The organism is Aquabacterium sp. (assembly GCF_035476535.1).
Lineage (GTDB): Bacteria > Pseudomonadota > Gammaproteobacteria > Burkholderiales > Burkholderiaceae_C > Pseudaquabacterium.
Genome location: NZ_DATILJ010000195.1, coordinates 1 through 17,655 on the forward strand (window position 1 = coordinate 1; position 17,655 = coordinate 17,655).

Here is a 17,655-nt window from a genome sequence, read left to right on the forward strand (position 1 = left end):
GCGGTGGTCATGTTCATCGTGGCGGGATGGTAGCCGCCGGCCCCGGCCTGGACACGCTGGCCTCGGGCGAAACCCTGGCCGGCGCCACGCGCTTCCGGGCCGGCGCCGGGCGGCATGGCACGTGAGTGCCAGCCCGTGGCCACGGCGCTGATCAGCGCCCGAACACGTCCTTGTAAGACGCGTACATCGTCAGCATCAGCACCGGAATCAGCACCAGCCAGCCCAGCCCGAAGGGGATCGACGCGACGACCGCCGCCACGAGGTAGAGCACGCCGAAGATCAGGAACGCGATGATGTTCTTCAGGCCGGCGGCAAAGCTGAGCTTGATCGCGTCGACCGGTGGCGTGTCATGGAACACCACCAGGGCCGGCGCAAACCACATCGCCATGCCGACCAGCACGCCGAAGGCCAGGCCGATCAGGCCGGCCAGCAGGATGGCGAAGAAGCCGGCGCCGGTCGCTTGCCCGGAGCCCATGCCCACCGCGGCGCCGACGCCCAGCGCGGCGATGACGATCCACATGACGATGGTCGCGCCCAGCACGATGCCGCCCAGCACCACCAGCGGCGTCAGCTTTTCCTTGAAGCCGGCGAACAGGTCGCCCACTTCCAGCGTGCCGCCGGCCTCCAGCTTGTAGGCCGCCATCAGGAAGCCGCCGATGAACACCGGGAACAGCAAAGCCAGGGCCAGCCCGCCGAGGATCGGGATGACGCTGAGCACGATGCAGATGATCAGGAAGATCAGCGCCATCACCACCCACATGCCGGCGTTCTTCATGAACAGCGCCCAGCCTTCACCCCACCAGCTGACGCCGCGGCCGGCGTCCACCGAACGCGCCTGCGTGGCGCCATATGTTGCGGATTCCATGACTCTCCTCAGTCCTTCAGGCCGGCAGCTGCGGCGGCCGGATGCTTGCAGGGGGATCGACGCAAGATCTGCGCCGAGCGACTTGGCGGTTGCGTGACGGTCTCGGCACCGGATGTGCGGCGCAGGGGCCGCACGGTGCGCCGAGGCAGGCATTCACCCGATGGGGCAGTTTATCGCCGGCAGCAGATGTCGAAAGTCGCTATTGTTGATTTGGAGCGGCCTGGCGTTGCGAGTTCGACCCGGACCGTCGCGGATTGCGGGATGTCGAGGGCCGGCGAGGCTACCATTCGCCGATATCTCGCCGCCCGACCCATGCTCGACGACATCAAGAAGACACTCTTCGACGCATCAGCCAGCGAGGCGCGCGATGTGCTGGGCCAGGTTGCTGGACGATCAGATGGCCAAGCAGGCAGAGCTGGATCAGCGGATCCGGCAGAAGCTGGGAGGCTCGGGGTATGGGTTCTGACCCCGTGGTCCCCGGTCCGGACTTTGAGGGGCTGGTGGCTGCCGTCACGCAGGCTCATGCGGTCTTCGCCGCCCAGGCCAGCAAGGCAGTCAACATCAACCTGACCTTGCGCAACTGGGTGATCGGATGTCACATTGCCGAGTTCGAGTTGCAGGGCGCCGATCGGGCAGCGTATGGCGAACGGCTGCTGGAGCGGCTGGCCGACAGGCTGCGGAAGACCGGCCTGAAGCGCATCGACGTCCGCGAGCTGCGCCGTTTTCACCGGTTCTACGGTGCCTACCCGCAGATTCGGGAGGCGGCGACTCCCGTATTCGCCGCCCTGCCCCTGGCCCGGATTCGGGAGACAGCGTCTCCCGAATCCGGAACAGGTCAGTTGGCAGGTGCGGCTGTCAGATCGGCCGGCCCGCCGCCCAGGCTGCTGCTGGAACGTCTGTCATTCAGCCACCTGGCAGAGCTGATGCAGATCGAAGCGCCCCTCAAACGCCTGTTCTACGAAGTGGAAGCGCTGCGCGGCAACTGGTCGGTGCGCGAACTCAAGCGTCAGATTGCCACGCAGTACTTCGAGCGCAGCGGCCTGTCCACGGACAAGGACGCGTTGGCCCGCCTAGCCCATCAAGGCGCTGAGGTACAGAGTCCGCAGCATGTGATCCGCGATCCCCGATGGTGGGGCTGGGGGATGAGCCCTCAAACCAACTTCGCCACCGCCTCGCCCATCTCGGTGGTCGAGGCGGTGCCGCCCAGGTCGCCGGTGCGCGGCCCGTCGATCAACACTTTTTCGATCGCCTTGACGATGGCGTCGTGCGCTTCGCGGTGGCCCAGGAAGTCCAGCATCATCGCGCCGGACCAGATCATGCCGACGGGATTGGCGATGTTCTTGCCGTAGATGTCCGGCGCCGAGCCGTGCACCGGTTCGAACAGCGACGGGAACTTGCGCTCCGGATTCAGGTTGGCGCTTGGTGCGATACCGATCGTGCCGGTGCAGGCCGGGCCCAGGTCGGACAGGATGTCGCCGAACAGGTTGGTGGCGGCGACGACGTCGAAGCGCTGCGGCTGCAGCACGAAGCGGGCGCTGAGGATGTCGATGTGCTGCTTGTCCCAGGTCACGTCGGGGTACTGGGCGCCGATCTCGGCGCCGCGTTCGTCCCACCAGGGCATCGAGATCGAGATGCCGTTGCTCTTGGTGGCCAGCGTCACATGCTTGCGCTCGCGTGTGCGGGCCAGTTCGAACGCGTACTTCAGAAGCCGCTCTGAGCCGTGGCGCGTGAAGATCGAGGTCTGCGAGACGAATTCGCGCTCGGTGCCGGGGAACATCACGCCGCCGACCGACGAGTATTCGCCCTCGGTGTTCTCGCGCACGATCAGCATGTCGATGTCACCGGGTTTCCGGTTCGCCAGGGGGCAGGGCACCCCTTCGAACAAGCGCGCCGGGCGCAGGTTGATGTACTGGTCGAACTCGCGGCGGAACTTGATCAGCGAGCCCCACAGCGAAACGTGGTCCGGCACCGTGGCCGGCCAGCCGGCCGCGCCGAAGTACAGCGCGTCCATGCCGATCAGCTGTTCCTTCCAGTCGTCCGGCATCATCTGGCCGTGCTGGGCGTAGTAGTCGCAGCTGGCCCATTCGATGTCGGTGACCTCCAGGGCGATGTTGAAGCGCTTGGCCGCGGCGCGCAGCACGCGCAAGCCCTCGGGCATCACTTCCTTGCCGATGCCGTCGCCGGGAATCGCGGCGATCTTGAATGTCTTGGCCATAGTTGTCTGTCTCCTGATGAAGCGTTGATCAGTAAGCGGATGCGCCGGCGGCGCTCATCGCTGCGTCGGCGCCCAGGCCGAAGTCGTTCGCCAGCTTGCGCGTGGTGTTGGCGAGCAGGCTGATGTCGATGCCCACCGCGACGAAGGTGGCGCCCAGCGCCAGGTAGTGCCGCGCCAGCGTGGCATCGGCCGTCAGGATGCCGGCAGCCTTGCCGCTGGCGACGATGGTGCTGATGCCCTGGTCGATCGCAGCCTGCACCTCGGCATGGCCGGCATTGCCGCGGTGGCCCATCGACGCCGCCAGGTCGGCCGGGCCGATGAAGACGCCGTGCACGCCGTCGACGGCGCAGATCTCTGTCAGGTTGGCCAGTGCGGTGGTGGATTCGGCCTGCACCAGCAGGCAGACCTCGTCGTTGGCCACATGCACGTAGTCGCGCCGCGCGCCCCAGCGCGCCGCGCGGGCCACTGCGGCGCCGACGCCGCGCACGCCATCGGGCGGATAGCGCGTGGCGGCGACCATGGCCCGGGCTTGCGCGGCCGTGTCGATCATCGGCACCAGCAAGGTCTGCGCGCCGATGTCCAGCAACTGCTTGATGCGGTGGGTTTCGCCATTGACCACGCGCACCACCGGGTGGCTGGGGTAGGCGGCGATCGCCTGCAACTGCGCCAGCAGGCTGCGCAGGTCGTTCGGTGCGTGTTCGCCATCGACCAGCAGCCACTGGAAGCCGGCGGTGGCGCAGACCTCGGCGGTGTAGGCCTCGGCCATCGACAGCCACAGGCCGATCTGCGGCTCGCGTTTCGCGAGGGCCGTCTTGAACGAATTCCTGCTCATGCCAGGCTTCCTTGGCAAACGTACTTGATGTGCATGTAGTCCTCCAGACCATGTCGTGAACCTTCACGACCATAGCCGGATTCCTTGACACCGCCAAATGGCGCGGCTTCGGCCGCCAGGGCGCCTTCGTTGATGCCGACGATGCCGGTTTCCAGCGCATCGGCGACACGCCAGACGCGGGCCAGGTTCTGCGTGTAGAAGTAGGCCGCCAGGCCGAAGGGCGTGTCGTTGGCCAGCGAGATCACTTCGGCTTCGCTGTCGAAGCGGAAGATCGGCACCACCGGGCCGAAGGTCTCTTCGCAGGACAAGGCCATCGCCGGCGTGGCGCCGGACAGCACCGTCGGCGCGTAGTAGTTCGGGCCATCGGCCACCGTGTTGCGCACACGCTGGCCACCGACCACGCGCATGGCGCCATGAGCCACTGCATCGTTCACGTGGCGTTCGATCTTGTCGACGGCCCGGGCGTTGATCATCGGCCCGATCTGCGATTCATCGCGGTTCGCCGGGCCGACCTTCAGTGCCGCGACGCGGCCGGCCAGCTTGTCGACGAAGTGATCGTGCACGCCGGCTTGCACGTACACGCGGTTCGGGCAGACGCAGGTCTGGCCGCCGTTGCGGAACTTTGCGACCATCAGGCCTTCGACCGCGGCGTCGACATCGGCATCGTCGAACACGATGAACGGTGCGTTGCCGCCCAGTTCCAGCGACAGCTTCTTCAGCGTGGCGGCCGACTCGCGTGCCAGGTGCTTGCCCACCGGCGTCGAGCCGGTGAAGCTGATCTTGCGCACGCGGGCATCGGCCAGCCAGACATCGACCACCTCGGGCGTGTGCTCGCGCGACGCGCAGACGATGTTCAGCACGCCCGGCGGGAAGCCGGCTTCTTCGGCCAGGCGTAGCAAAGCCAGCGCGGTGAGCGGCGTGTCTTCAGCCGGCTTGGCGACGACGGTGCAGCCTGCCGCCAGCGCCGGTGCGATCTTGCGCGCGATCATCGCGGCCGGAAAGTTCCACGGCGTGATCGTCGCGACCACACCGACCGGTTCACGCAGCGCCATCATGCGGCGGCCGCTCACCGGCGCGGGAATGATGTCGCCATCGGCGCGCACGGCCTCTTCGGCGAACCACTCGACATAACTCGCGGCATACAACACCTCGCCGCGCCCTTCGGCCAGCGGCTTGCCTTGCTCCAGCGAGATCAAGCGGCCCAGGTCTTCCTGGTGCTGAACGATCAGCGCAAACCAGCGCTTGAGCAATTGCGCCCGGGCCTTGGCCGGCGTGGCACGCCAGGCCGGGAAGGCGGCGTGTGCGGCGTCCACTGCGGCACGCGCATCGGCCGCACCGCTGTCAGGCACCTGCGTGATCAGGCTGTCGTCGGCCGGGTTCAGCACGGCGAAGGTCTCGCCGCCGGCCGCGCCGCGCCACACGCCGGCAATGAAGTTCAACGAGCGGATCAGGCTCGGATGGGTGAGTCGAAGGTTCATGTGTTGTCTATCGAAGGTCTGAGCCTCAGCTGACGATGCCCAGATGCCAGGGCACGAACTCATGGTCGCCCAGGCCCAGCAATTCACTCTTGGTCGATTCGCCCGAGGCGCTGCGCAGGATGTGTTCGAAGATCAGCTGGCCCATCTGCTGGACGCTCACATCGCCGTCCAGCACCAGGCCGCAGTTGATGTCCATGTCCTCTTCCAGCCGCGTGAACATGGCGGTGTTGCTGGCCAGCTTGATCGTCGGCGCCGGCTTGGAGCCGAACATCGAGCCGCGGCCGGTGGTGAAGCAGATCAGGTTCGCGCCGCTGGCGATCTGGCCGGTGGAGGCCACCGGGTCGTAGCCGGGTGAATCCATGAACACGAAGCCGGAGGCCGTGATCGGTTCGGCGTACTCGTAGACCGCCTGCAGCGGCGTGGTGCCGCCCTTCATCGCCGAACCGAGCGACTTTTCGAAGATGTTGGCCAGCCCGCCGGCCTGGTTGCCGGGACCGACGACGCCGTTGAACTGGCCGTTGTGGCCGCGTGTGTACTGCTCCCACCAAGCCAGGCGGTCCAGCAGTTTCTGGCCGACTTCCGGGCTCACCGCGCGGCGCGTCAGCATGTATTCGACGCCGTGGATCTCCGGCGTCTCCGACAGGATGGCCGTGCCGCCATGGCGCACCAGGATGTCCATCGCCGCGCCGAGCGCCGGGTTCGCGGTGATGCCGGAAAAACCATCCGAACCGCCGCATTCCAAGCCGATCTTCAGGTGGCTGGCGCTGACCGGCTGGCGCTGGATGTCGTTGGCCGCCGGCAGCATGGCCTCGACCGCGGCAATGCCGGCGGCGATCGTCGCGCGCGTGCCGCCGGTGTCCTGCATCACCATCGTTTGCATCAAGGGGCCGGCTTGAAGGCCCTGCGATGCCACGAGGTCGGCGACCTGGTTGCGTTCGCAGCCCAGGCCGATGATCAGCACGCCGGCCAGGTTCGGATGGCGTGCATAACCGGCGATCGTGCGGCGCAGCACGTCGAAGTGTTCGCTGGGCGAGGACATGCCGCAGCCACTGGTCTGCGCAAAGGCGGCGACACCATCGACGTTCGGCCAGGCCGCCAGCCGCTCGGGCGTGAAGTGCGCGGCAATGCGCTGCACCGCAGTGGCCGAGCAGTTCACCGATGCCAGGATGCCGATGAAGTTGCGCGTGGCCACGCGACCATCGGGGCGCACGATGCCCATGAAGGTGGCGCGTTCGGCCTCGGGCACGTAGTCGACCGGCCGCACGTCTTCGCAGAAGCCGGGGTCGCGGTCGAAGTCGACCAGCCTCAGGTTGTGCGTGTGCACATGCTCGCCGGCCTCGATGTCGCGCGCCGCGGCGCCGATCACGGTGTCGTACTTCTTCACCGGCTCGCCGGCGGCGATGCGGCGCGCGGCGATCTTGTGTCCGGCCGGCACCTGGGCGCGCATGCGCAGGCCGAACTCGGGCAACTCCTGGCCCAGCGCAATCGGCTGGCGGGCGATCAGCACGCTGTCGTTGGCGTGCAGGCGGATCAGCGGGGAGGGCGTGGCCATGAGGTGTCAGCCTTTGGCCATCAGCTCTTTGAGCTTCAAGCGCTCGATCAACACGGTCTCCTTCTTGTACGTCGCGGCCACATACTTCTCGTAGTCCGGCCCGTCCAGGTACATCAGCGGCGCATCGATCTTGTCGCAGGCCGAGGTGAACTCGGGGCTGGCGGCGGCCGCCTTGAACACCTCACGCAGCTTGCGCTCGATGGCCGGGTCCAGGCCTTTCGGTGCGCCGATGCCGTTCGGCGCATCGACCACCACATCGAAGCCCTGCTCACGCAAGGTGGGGGTCTGCGGAAAGTCCTGCGTGCGCTTTTCGCCCCAGGTGGCCAGCAGGCGCAGCTTGCCGGCCTTGACATGCGGCGCCCAGGAACTGGAATCGGCCAGCGCGTCGATCTGCCCGCCCATCAGGTCCTGCAGAGCCGGCGCCCCGCCCTTGTACGGAATGTGGTTGAACTGCACGCCGGCGGCCAGCGCAAACTCTTCCATGCCCACATGGGTGGCGCCGCCGATGCCGGCGCTGCCGTAGGTCAGCTTGCCCGGGTCGGCCTTGGCCGCGGCGACGAACTCCTTCAGCGTCTTCCACGGTGCGTCGGTGCGCACGGCGATGCCGAAGGCCTGTCCCGAGGTGCGGGCCAGGTAGGTCAGGTCTTTCAGCGGATCGATCTGCACCGTGCCCAGCTGCGAGAAGCGCGTCACCGAGATCGGGATCTGGCCGATGGTGTAGCCGTCCGGCTTGGCACTGGCCAGCGCCTTCAGCCCCAGCATGCCCGAGGCACCGGCCTTGTTCTCGACAACGATGGTCTGGCCCAGCTGCTTGGCTGCTGCGCCACACAGCGCGCGCATGGTCATGTCGGCCGTGCCGCCGGCCGGCCAGGGGCAGACGAAGGTGATCGGCCGATCGGGGTAGCCGGCGGCCCAGCTGCGGGCGGTGGTGGCCAGCAAGGCGCTGGCGCCCAGGCTGCGCAGAACGAAGTGGCGGCGGGTCGGGTGCATGTCTTGTCTCCTGGGTCCGGTGCCGTGAAAGTCGCCCGGTATGTCTTCATTGTGGGTGTCATCATCATGGCAATCCAATGAAGTAATAGACTCTCTTCTTTCCCTTTTGGTTATGTAGCTGCGATGAGCGATATCGACCGTGTGCTGCGCTCGAACCTGAAGCTCAAGCACCTGCAGTTGCTGGTCGCGCTGGACCAGTTCCGGCACCTGGGCCGGGCCTCGGAATTCCTGTCGCTGACGCAGCCGGCGGTGTCGAAGTCCTTGAACGAGATCGAGCGCATGTTCGGGCTCGACCTGTTCGTGCGCTCCACCCGCGGCACCGAGCCCACGCCCTATGGCGAGACGGTGGTGCGCTTCGCGCGCTCGGTGCTGGCCGATTTCGGACGCACGCGCGACGAGATCGCCGCCGTGGCCAGCGGCGCGGCCGGCCGCACCACCGTCGGCGCGATGGTGGTGGCGATGCCGGTGCTGCTGACCCGCGCGGTAGAGCTGCTGAAGGCGCGCTCGGCACTGACCACGGTGGCCATCGAAGAAGGAGACCTGACGCGCCTGCTGCCGCGCCTGCGGGTGGCCGAGCTGGACCTCTTCGTCGGCCGGCTGGAGCCCGGCTATGCGGCGCCGGACCTGGACACCGAGGCGCTGTACGACGAGCCGATGGCCATCATCAGCCGACCCGACCACGCGCTCACGCGCAAGCGCAAGCCCGGCTGGGGCGACCTGGCCACGCTGCCCTGGGTGCTGCCGCCGCCCTGGGCCTCGTCACGCATCAAGCTGAACCAGATGTTCTACAAGCATGGGCTGAACCCGCCGGTGGACATCATCGAATCGGCGTCCTTCCTGGCCACGCTGAGCTTCGTGCGCCAGCGCCCGGCGATCGGCTTCGTCGCGCGCAGCGTGGCGCGGCACTTCGAGCGGGAAGGGCTGGTGAAGGTGCTGGCCATTGCCGTGCCCATCGAGCTGCCGCCGGTGGGCATCATCACGATGCGAGGGCGCCTGCGCACGCCGGCCAGCGCGCAGCTGATCGAGTGCCTGCGCCAGGCGGTGCCGACCTGACCGGAGCGTTCAGCGCCAGCCCAGCCGCGTCAGCTTCTTGATCAAGCCGACGCGGGAGATGCCCAGCCGCCGCGCGGCTTCGGACTGGTTGCCGCCGCTGGCGGCCATCGCGTCGCGGATCATGCGTTGTTCCAGTTCGGCGACGGCGGCATCCAGCGCGCCGCTGGCGGTGCTGACCAGGCTGGTGGTGATAGCGCCTGAAGTGGGCGTCATGTCGACCGCTTCACCGCTGGCCAGGCGCAGCAGGTCGGCATCCACCGCATCGCTGCCGGGCAGGATCAGCGCCCCGGCCGATTCCACCACCGCGCGCAGTTCGCGCACGTTGCCGGGCCAGTCGCGCGCCGCCAGCCAGGCCAGCGCATCGGGCGTGAAGCGGGCCCGCGGCGCGCTGCGGCGCAGGAAGCGGGCGGCCAGCAGCGGCACATCGGCACGTCGCTCGGCCAGCGCCGGCGTGCGCAGCACCACGCCTTTCAGGCGATAGAACAGGTCTTCGCGGAAGCTGCCGTCCTGCACCATCGCGTCCAGGTCGCGGTGGGTGGCGGCGAGCACGCGCGCCTGCGCATGCTTGAGCGTGCGGCTGCCCACCGGCAGGTAGCTGCCTTCCTGCAGAAAACGCAGCAGCTTGACCTGCATGGGCAGCGGCATCTCGCCGACTTCGTCGAGGAACAGCGTGCCGCGGTGGGCGGCCTCCACCAGCCCGGGCTGGTCGCGCCAGGCACCGGTGAAGCTGCCCTTGACATGGCCGAACAGCTCACTCTCCAGCAGTTCGGCCGACAGCGCGCCGCAGTTGATCACGACGAAGGGCCCGCCGCTGTGCTGGCTGCAGCCATGCAGCGCGCGCGCCACCAGCTCCTTGCCGGTGCCGGTGGGGCCGAGCACGATCACGCTCATCGGCGTCGGCGCCACACGCCGCACCATCGCACGCAGTTGCTGCATCGGCGCGGTCTGGCCGATCAGGCCGAGATCGTCGTCATGGGCTTGCTGCGAGCGCAGTGCACGCAGTTCGGCATCGAGCCGGGCCTTGTTCAAGGCGCGGCCGACGATGAAGCGCAGCATCTCGGGCTCGATCGGCTTGATCACGAAGTCCCAGGCGCCGAGTTCGGTGGCTCGCAGCGCGAGTTCGTGGTCGCCATGGCCGGTGAGCACCACCACCAGCGCGGGCGCGAACTTCGGAATCAATTCGAGCCCGGCCTCGGGGTCCATGCGCGGCGGCATCGCCAGGTCCAGCAGCACGATGTCCGGCGGCGCTTGAGCAAAGGCGGCCAGCGCCTTCTCGGCATCGCCGGCCACGCTGACGCGGTGGCCCAGGCTGGTCAGGAACGCGCCGCCCAGGCGCTGGAACGCGGGCTCGTCGTCGACGAGCAGGATGTGGCCGGCGGGGCTGGGTGGGTTCATGGTGGAGCCGCTGCCGCGGTGAAGCGCAGCGTGAAGCAGGTGGTCCAAGGGGGCCGATCGCTGAGGTTCACCGCGCCGCCGTGCGCGGCCATGATGCGCGCGACGATCGCCAGGCCCAGGCCGGTGCCGCCGGGGCTGCGCGAAGCGAAGGGCTCGAACAGGCGTTCGCGCAGGTCGGGCGGCACGCCGGGGCCTTGGTCGCAGACATGCAGCAGCACCGTGTCGGCGGGCGTGCTGGGCACAAGCTCGATGTCGATCAGCACGCGCTGCGGGCCGGCCGCGGAGGCCGTCGAATGGGCCGCTGTGTGGGCTGTTGTGTGGGCCGCCGTGCGCGCATTGGTGAGCAGGTTGCCCAGCGCCTGGTCCACGCGCTGCGGGTCGGCGTCGACCCACCAGGGTTCGCGCAGGGCCGGCGCGAGTTCCACCTCCGGCCAGCGCCGCAGCAGTTCGCGCAGCCGCGCGGCCAGGTCGAACGGCTGGCGCTTCAATTGCCACGGCTTCGCATAGTCCAGCAGGTCCTCGGCCAGGCGCGAGATGCGGGCCACCTGGCCGGCCACCTCCTGCCGGGTCTCGGCCGGTGCGGTGGCCACCGCCATCGCGATGATGTTCAGCGGGTTGCGCAGGTCGTGCGCCACCGTCGCCGCCAGTGCGCCGAGCTCGGCCAGCCGGGCCTGCAACTGCCGCTCCCGCTCACGCTGGCCGGCTTGCTGGGCGCGCTGCACTTGCGCGGCGGCTTCGGCCAGCACCACGCCGAAGAACTCGGCCAGGTGGCGCGGGCCTGGCGGCGCGGCGTCCCAGCCGTGCAGCGTGGTGGCCCAGGCGCCGTTGCCGCCGTGGCCGGCATGGCACAGCAGCAGCGGGCGTGCCGGTTCGGCGGCCAGGGGGGCGGCGCCGGAAGACCCGTGGGTCGCGTCGCCGATCGACACGGCGATCTCGGTGCCGACACGCTGCGACAGCAGCGCCGCCGCGGTCTGCGCCAGCGCGTCCGGCGATTCGGCACTGTCCAGCGCCTGGCGCCAATCGGCCAGGTCGGCCGCGGACACGCTGGCGCCCGGGTACACCAGCCGTTCGGCAAAGCGCCGCACGGGCCCGTTCAGCGCCAGGCAAGTGGCTGCTACCGCGGCGCCGCTGAGCCAGCGGGATTCCACCGGCAGCAGCAGCGTCAGCGGCACCACCGCCAGTCCCAGCGCCAGCAGCAGCGCCCAGGCCAGCGCGCGCCGGGCCCAGGCATTGGCGACGAACACCCGATAGCGCAGCATCCCGTACACGAGGATCAGCGGATACAGCGGCAAGCCCAGCAGCGGCCATGGGTAGAACGGCAGCTCGAAGGCCGCGATGCCGTAGCCCGACATGCACACCAGGCCCCAGCCGCAGGACAGCGCCACCGCGGCGGTCTGCCGGAACTGCGCGGGTGGCTGCGGCCGCGCCAGGCTGAACAGCAGCACGAGCATGCCGCTGCCGGCCACTGCGCCCCAGGTCAGGCTGGTGATCCAGCCGGCCCAGTTCGGCATCGGCACCCAGGTGATGCCGGCGAAGGGCTGGAAGTGTCCCGGGCTGACGATGACCGACAGCAGCATCGCGGCGGCGCCCGCGCCATAGGCCAGCCCCAGCGCCCAGCGGGGCCGCGGCAGCCGGCAGATCACCAGGCAGAAGTGCAGGAACGCGGCGGCGCTGAGCGGCGCGGTGGCCAGCAGCGACATCGCCAGCCGCATCGCCGGCGGGCCCAGCCAGTTCGGCAGCTCGTTGCCGGTGATCCAGACCACGATGCCGACCAGGAACGCCACCAGCAGCCGTGCACCGTCCACTTGCCGCGCCCAGACCAGCAGCACACCGGCCAGCGCCAGGGTTTCGAACAGCGCCAGGGCAAATGCGATGTGGAGGGCCATGCAGCCGCGCATCCTGCCGCAGCGCCGCGTGCCTGTAAACAGCGTTGACGGCGTGCAGCCGCCACCTGTATCCGCCGGACACAGGGGCGCGGGCGCCTGCCCATGAAATCAAGCACTTGGCGTGGCCGGGCGCGTGGCACGGATGCTGCGCTGACCCGGGTGTGTCCATCAACGGAGTTCACACCGTGTTCAAGCTCAGCGCCTGCGGGGCCGTCTCCATGGCTCCCGCACAGCCGCATCGGCCCCTGGACCTGGCGGCCCTGGTCGGTAGCGAAGGCTGGAGCCGCCTGCCGGCCGCGGTGCGCCGCCGCTTTGCCGTCGGCCATGCCGAGACGGTGTACGAAGGCCGCATGGACCTGGCCTGCTCCGCCGTCGGCCGGGCCTACGCAGTGGTGGCGCGGCTGTTCGGCGGCCCGCTGAGCACGGCCCGTGTCGATGCGCTGCCGACCCGCGTGCGGGTGCGCGCCGATGCCCGCGGCGGCGTGATCTGGGAGCGCCAGTTCGCGGGCCGTGCCGGCGCACCCGGCCGCATCGTGCGCTCGACCAAACTGCAGGGCGCCGACGGCGGGCTGATCGAACGCACCGTCGGCGGCCTGGCCATGCACCTGGAGGTGTTCGAGGAGCGCGGCGCACTCGTCTTCCGCAGCCGCAGCTACTTCTTCGACCTGTTCGGCTGGCAGCTGCCGGTGCCGGCCTGGCTGGCGCCGGGCACCTGCCGGGCCGAGCACCAGGACCTCGGCCCCGGACGCTTCCGTTTCACGCTGGCGATGGACCACCCGTGGTGGGGCCGCACCTTCCAGCAGAGCGGCGTGTTCATCGACCCCGACGGAAGTGCTTGAGATGAGCACCGTGCTGACCTTGTTGAGCGTGCAGGCGCTGCTGGGCGCCTTGGACAACTTCTGGCACCACGAGCTGCAGGCCCGGCTGCCGCAGTGCACCGGCGCCCGCCGTGAACTGGCGCTGCATGCGCTGCGGGAGGCGATGTATGGCGTGCTGTTCTTCGGCCTGGCCTGGTGGCGCTGGCTGGGGTGGTGCGCGTTGCTGCTGACGGCGTTGCTGGTGTGCGAAGTGATTGTCACCCTGCTGGACTTCCTGGAGGAAGACCGCAGCCGGCGGCTGCCAGCGGCCGAGCGCGTGCTGCACACCGTGCTGGCCCTGGGCTACGGCGCGTTCATCGGCCTGTTCGCGCCGGTGGCGTGGCGCTGGTTCTTGCAGCCGAGCGGCTGGGTGCCGGTGTCCTACGGGGCGCTGTCGGGCCTGTTGACCCTGTTCGCCGCCGGCGTGCTAGCCTGGGCGCTGAGGAATGCCATGGCTGCGCGACGCTTGTTCCACCGCGCGGCGGCGCAGGCCGCCGACAGTGCTGTTCCCGCCGCCACCGGCCCGGCGGTGCTGGTGGCGGGTGGCACCGGCTTCGTCGGCTCAGGCCTGGTGCGGCAACTGCTGCGCGACGGCCGCCGCGTCATCGTGCTGAGCCGCGATGCGCTGCGGGCCCGGGCGCTGCTGGGGCCGCAGGTCTGGGTCGTCGAACGGCTGGACGACATCCCGCCTGACACCGCCATTGCCGCGGTGGTCAACCTGGCCGGCGCCACGGTGCTGGGCGCGCCGTGGACGCCAGCCCGCCGGCAGCTGCTGATCCGCAGCCGGGTCGACACCACCGCCGCGCTGATCACGCTGATGCGCCGGCTCGCGCAGCGGCCCGCGGTGTTCGTCGCGGCATCGGCGGTGGGCTACTACGGCGTGCCGGCGGGCGAGGCGCCGCTGGACGAGCGGGCGCCGCCGCAGCCCGGCCGCTTCCAGTCCGACCTGTGTGTGGCCATCGAGCATGAAGCGCGGCGCGCCGAAGCGCTGGGCCTGCGGGTCGTGCGGCTGCGCTTCGGTATCGTGCTGGGCGCCGAAGGGGGTGCCTACCCGCCGCAGGCGCTGGCCGCGCGCTGGGGTCTTGGCGCGGTACTCGGCGATGGCCGCCAGCCGGTGCCGTGGATCCACCATGACGATGCGATCGGGCTGATCCGCTTCGCGATCGACACGCCGGCGCTGTCGGGTGCGGTGAATGCCGTGGCACCGCAGCTGCCGAAGCAGGCCGAGTTCGCGGCGGCGCTGGCCACCTCGTTCGGCCGCCGGGTGTGGCTGCGCATGCCGGCGGCGCCGCTGCGCCTGCTGATGGGCGAGATGTCCGAGCTGCTGCTGTGCGGGCAGCCGGTGCGGCCGATGGCCGCGCAGGCGGCGGGCTACCGCTTCCGGCATGCCACGCTGGAGGAGGCTGCCCGCGCGCTGGCGGCGGCCACACGCGCCGGCTGAACGGCCGGCGCGGACCCGCGCTCATGCGCCGGCTGAACGGCCGGCGCGAGCCCGCGCTCCTGCGCCGGCTGAACCGCGCAGCGCCCGCCCGTGCTCATGCACTGGCCCCTGCGCCTGCGGTGCTAGGCTTCGCATCCCACGCTGATGCGCTGCCTGCCTGCCGGCCGCGGACGCGGGCCTGGCGCTGCAACCCCCGGAGCCGGAATGAACGAGCGCAGTGATGGATCGAGTTTCCTGGACCGCATGGCCATCGTCACCGCGGGCCGGCGTTACCCGCTGAGCAGCCGGCCGCTGCAGCCCGAGGGTGTCGATCCGGCCAGCTACCGCCCGGCCTCGCTGGCGGCCGAAGCGCGGCGCTGGAGCTATGTGCTGCGCAGCCGCGAGCGCTGGCGCGACAGCGCCGATGCGCTGGCGATGCACCAGCGCGACGCGATGGCCACGCTGAACGCCTTCGGCCTGGACGAAGCGGCGGTGCGCGAGATGGCGGTGGCCGGCCACCTGGTGGTGGAGATGCCCTACGAGGTGGAAAACGTCGGCTGGGATGGCCGCACCTTTCCGTGGGAATTCGTGCTGTCGCGCGCCACCCGGCCGTTCCGCCGCGGCGGGCCGCAATTGACGGTGATGCGCCACCTGGCGGTGGATGCCGGCCGGCGCAAGGGCCGCGCGCGCTGGCCGCCGGAGTTTGCGCCGCAGGCCTTCAGCGGGCGGCGACTGGCGCCGCGGGTGCTGTTCGTGCAGAGTTTCCCCGGCGCGCTGGCGCAGACCTACGACGCGCAGCAGGAGCAGGAACGCATGCGCGCGGCCTTCGACATGGCCGCTGACGATGCGCGTTGGCGGGTGCTGGACACGCCCACGCTGGACGAACTGAGGAAGACCTGCGAAGGCTTCAAGCCCGAGATCGTGCACTTCACCGGCTGCGACAGCCACCAGGGTCTGGTGCTCTTGCGCGAGTGCGGCGGCGAGGATGCCCGCATCACGATGGGCACGGCCGAATGGACCGTGGCCGAGCTGCTGGGCCAGGCCGAGACCGTGTTCGACGGCTGCCTGCTGCGCCGCGAAGACGGCCTGGCCACGATGGTGCGGCCGCAGCAGCTGGCCAGCGCGCTGGTGGCCGGCCGCAACGCGCCGTTCTTCGTCGGCCTGAACGTGTGGAACTCGGCCGCGCGGCTGGCGCCGATGCTGCTGCCCGCCGGCGTGCTGGCCAGCATGGGCTTCCAGGACAGCTTCGACGATTCGCTGAGCGAGTACTTCTTCGAGAACCTGTACGGCCGGCTGCGCCTGCTCGACTGGTGCCTGCCCATCGCCTTCGACAGCGCCTGGGCCGAGGTGCGGCGCCAGGTCGACCTGGTGCCGGGCACCGGCATCGCGCTGTGGGCGCGTGCGCCGCTGACCCCGCCGCGCGGCCGCGAAAGTGCGCCGCGCGCGGTGGGTGTTGAATGGCGCAGCACCGCGCCGCCGGGCGACAAGGCCACGCTGGCGCCGGCCACCGTCAGCGACGGCAGGCCTTCGGCCCCTTCATCCCGTTCTTCGCGGCCCAGCCCGGTGGAACTGCTGGTCACGCCCAAGACCGAGATCAACTACGCCGAGCTGCACAACCACCGCCCCTTGTTCGACCGCTTCGAGCTGCGCTGCACCGTGCCCGATGCGGTGCCGCGGCTGCACATCGTCGTCGAGTTGCATGTCGGCCCCGAGCGCGCGCGCTACGAGTGCGAGATCGAACTGAGCGCGCCGCGCGTGAACCTGCTCAAGCGCATCCAGGTGCCCTTGACCGCGGCGCTGATGCGCACCGTGTCCGAGGCGGTGCTGAGCACGCTGTTCGTGCAGATCACCGTCGACGGCCTGGCCGTGCTGACCGACACCTACCCGCTGCGCCTGCTGCCGGTGGACCAGTGGCGCGACAACCTCAGCAGCGGCAAGTGGCTGCCTTCGTTCGTGCTGCCGCGCGACCCGGCGATCCAGCGGGCGGTGAGCGCCGCGCAGCGCTATGTGCGCGTGATCCGCGACGACCCCAGCGCCGGCTTCGAGGGCTACCAGTCCGCGCCCTCGCCCGACGAGGATGCGCTGGACAACATCGACCTGCAGGTCGAGGCGATCTGGGCCGCACTGCTGCATGAGTGGCAGCTGGGCTACATCAACCCGCCGCCGGCCTACAGCGCGCACCTGGATTCGCAGCGCCTGCGCACGCCGAGTGCGATCCATGATTCGCGCATGGGCACCTGCATCGACCTGGCGGCGATGTTCGCGGCCTGCCTGGAGCTGGTGGACATCTACCCGGTGATCTTCCTGCTCAAGGGCCATGCCTTGCCGGGCTACTGGCGCCACAGCAGCTTCCAGTCCGCGTTCCGTGCGGCCTTGCCGGCCGGCCGTGACGACGACGCGGACACCGAGCGCGACGCGGCCGACACCGGCAAGGTGCAGCGCGCGCCCTGGTGGACCATCGACCATGCCAGCGTGTGGAAGCTGATCCGCGAAGGCCGGCTGGCGCCGATCGAGACGGTGCGGCTGACCGAGCACTGCGGCTTCCGCGAAGCCCGCCAGGCCGGCATCGACGCGCTGCGCGAAGCGGCCGACTTCGATTCCATCCTCGACATCGCGACGGCGCGTGAACACCTGATCACGCCGCTGCCGATCATTGGAGATCGACCATGAGCACGTCGCCGACATCGGTTTCGGCGAGCTTCGATGCGCGGCTCTGGCAGGGTGCCGACGAACAACTCGGGCTCAACGAAACGCCGGGTGCGGCGATCGAGTTGCCGATCACGACAAGGCGGCGCCGCGGCTTCACGCCGCAGATGCAGGACCCGCGGGCCAGCGTCAGCCTGCACGACGATGACGGCGTGCTGCGCTGGGTCTACGAGCCGCCGCCCTCGCAAAGCCTGCGCGGCCGTGCGCGGCGTGCCGGGCTGTTCGGCTTCGGCCATGCGTTGACGTCGTTCTCGTTCCAGGACGTCGGCCCGAACCAGGTGACGCAGGGGCTGACGCTGCTGGACGGCCAGCTGACGCCGCACCAGGGCCTGCGGCAATGGCTCAATGGCATCTTGGTACCGGCCCCGGCGCCCCAGCTCAAGGGCCGCACGCTGCTGCTGGTGCA

At 69.8% G+C, this 17,655-nt stretch carries 13 protein-coding genes and 1 pseudogene; 6 read left to right on the forward strand and 8 right to left on the reverse strand.

Annotated features, from left to right (window positions below; genetic code table 11):
- Positions 1 to 151: 151 nt before the first annotated feature.
- The gene (locus VLK61_RS19155) at positions 152 to 865 is read right to left on the reverse strand and encodes a BPSS1780 family membrane protein (RefSeq protein ID WP_325423221.1); all 714 of its coding nucleotides are present in this window, start codon (positions 863 to 865) and stop codon (positions 152 to 154) included.
- A gap of 455 nt (positions 866 to 1,320) precedes the next feature.
- Between VLK61_RS19155 and VLK61_RS19160 the strand changes: the two are divergent.
- Positions 1,321 to 1,887, forward strand: a pseudogene (locus VLK61_RS19160) (DUF1016 N-terminal domain-containing protein); the annotation flags it as partial.
- A gap of 128 nt (positions 1,888 to 2,015) precedes the next feature.
- Here the strand turns inward: VLK61_RS19160 and VLK61_RS19165 are convergent.
- The 5 genes from VLK61_RS19165 to VLK61_RS19185 are packed head-to-tail and all read right to left on the reverse strand — an operon-like array spanning position 2,016 to position 7,932.
- Complete coding sequence (locus tag VLK61_RS19165) at positions 2,016 to 3,080, reverse strand: tartrate dehydrogenase (protein WP_325423222.1); 1,065 nt, start codon at positions 3,078 to 3,080, stop codon at positions 2,016 to 2,018.
- A gap of 28 nt (positions 3,081 to 3,108) precedes the next feature.
- The gene (hpaI, locus tag VLK61_RS19170) at positions 3,109 to 3,912 is read right to left on the reverse strand and encodes a 4-hydroxy-2-oxoheptanedioate aldolase (protein WP_325423223.1); all 804 of its coding nucleotides are present in this window, start codon (positions 3,910 to 3,912) and stop codon (positions 3,109 to 3,111) included.
- Positions 3,909 to 5,390 (reverse strand): NAD-dependent succinate-semialdehyde dehydrogenase, encoded by a 1,482-nt coding sequence (locus VLK61_RS19175; RefSeq protein ID WP_325423224.1) that lies wholly within the window; start codon positions 5,388 to 5,390, stop codon positions 3,909 to 3,911. Before VLK61_RS19175 ends, hpaI begins: the two co-directional genes overlap by 4 nt.
- Positions 5,391 to 5,415: 25 nt before the next feature.
- Positions 5,416 to 6,942, reverse strand: a complete 1,527-nt coding sequence (locus VLK61_RS19180) for a UxaA family hydrolase (protein ID WP_325423225.1) — start codon at positions 6,940 to 6,942, stop codon at positions 5,416 to 5,418.
- Between the two features lie 6 nt (positions 6,943 to 6,948).
- On the reverse strand, positions 6,949 to 7,932 hold the full coding sequence (locus VLK61_RS19185) for a Bug family tripartite tricarboxylate transporter substrate binding protein (protein WP_325423226.1): 984 nt from the start codon (positions 7,930 to 7,932) through the stop codon (positions 6,949 to 6,951).
- 123 nt (positions 7,933 to 8,055) lie between these two features.
- On the opposite strand from VLK61_RS19185, the gene VLK61_RS19190 reads away from it, so the two are divergent.
- Positions 8,056 to 8,985 carry a LysR family transcriptional regulator gene (locus tag VLK61_RS19190; protein WP_325423227.1) on the forward strand — a complete coding sequence of 310 codons (930 nt, stop codon included), beginning with the start codon at positions 8,056 to 8,058 and terminating at the stop codon, positions 8,983 to 8,985.
- Between the two features lie 9 nt (positions 8,986 to 8,994).
- On the opposite strand, the gene VLK61_RS19195 is transcribed toward VLK61_RS19190, so the two are convergent.
- The gene (locus VLK61_RS19195) at positions 8,995 to 10,380 is read right to left on the reverse strand and encodes a sigma-54-dependent transcriptional regulator (protein ID WP_325423228.1); all 1,386 of its coding nucleotides are present in this window, start codon (positions 10,378 to 10,380) and stop codon (positions 8,995 to 8,997) included.
- Positions 10,377 to 12,266, reverse strand: coding sequence for a sensor histidine kinase (locus tag VLK61_RS19200; protein ID WP_325423229.1), 1,890 nt, complete (start codon positions 12,264 to 12,266; stop codon positions 10,377 to 10,379). The genes VLK61_RS19195 and VLK61_RS19200 overlap by 4 nt, the downstream gene beginning before the upstream one ends.
- 185 nt (positions 12,267 to 12,451) lie before the next feature.
- Here VLK61_RS19200 and VLK61_RS19205 point away from each other — a divergent pair, with 185 nt between their 5' ends.
- From VLK61_RS19205 to VLK61_RS19220, 4 genes are all read left to right on the forward strand, one after another.
- Positions 12,452 to 13,105: a DUF4166 domain-containing protein gene (locus VLK61_RS19205; RefSeq protein WP_325423230.1), complete on the forward strand. Its 654-nt coding sequence runs from the start codon at positions 12,452 to 12,454 to the stop codon at positions 13,103 to 13,105.
- A gap of 1 nt (position 13,106) precedes the next feature.
- Positions 13,107 to 14,564 carry a TIGR01777 family oxidoreductase gene (locus tag VLK61_RS19210; RefSeq protein ID WP_325423231.1) on the forward strand — a complete coding sequence of 486 codons (1,458 nt, stop codon included), beginning with the start codon at positions 13,107 to 13,109 and terminating at the stop codon, positions 14,562 to 14,564.
- 204 nt (positions 14,565 to 14,768) lie between these two features.
- Positions 14,769 to 17,213, forward strand: coding sequence for a hypothetical protein (locus VLK61_RS19215; RefSeq protein WP_325423232.1), 2,445 nt, complete (start codon positions 14,769 to 14,771; stop codon positions 17,211 to 17,213).
- Positions 17,210 to 17,655: hypothetical protein (locus VLK61_RS19220; RefSeq protein ID WP_325423233.1), on the forward strand; the 446-nt coding region annotated here is incomplete at its 3' end. The genes VLK61_RS19215 and VLK61_RS19220, both read left to right, overlap by 4 nt.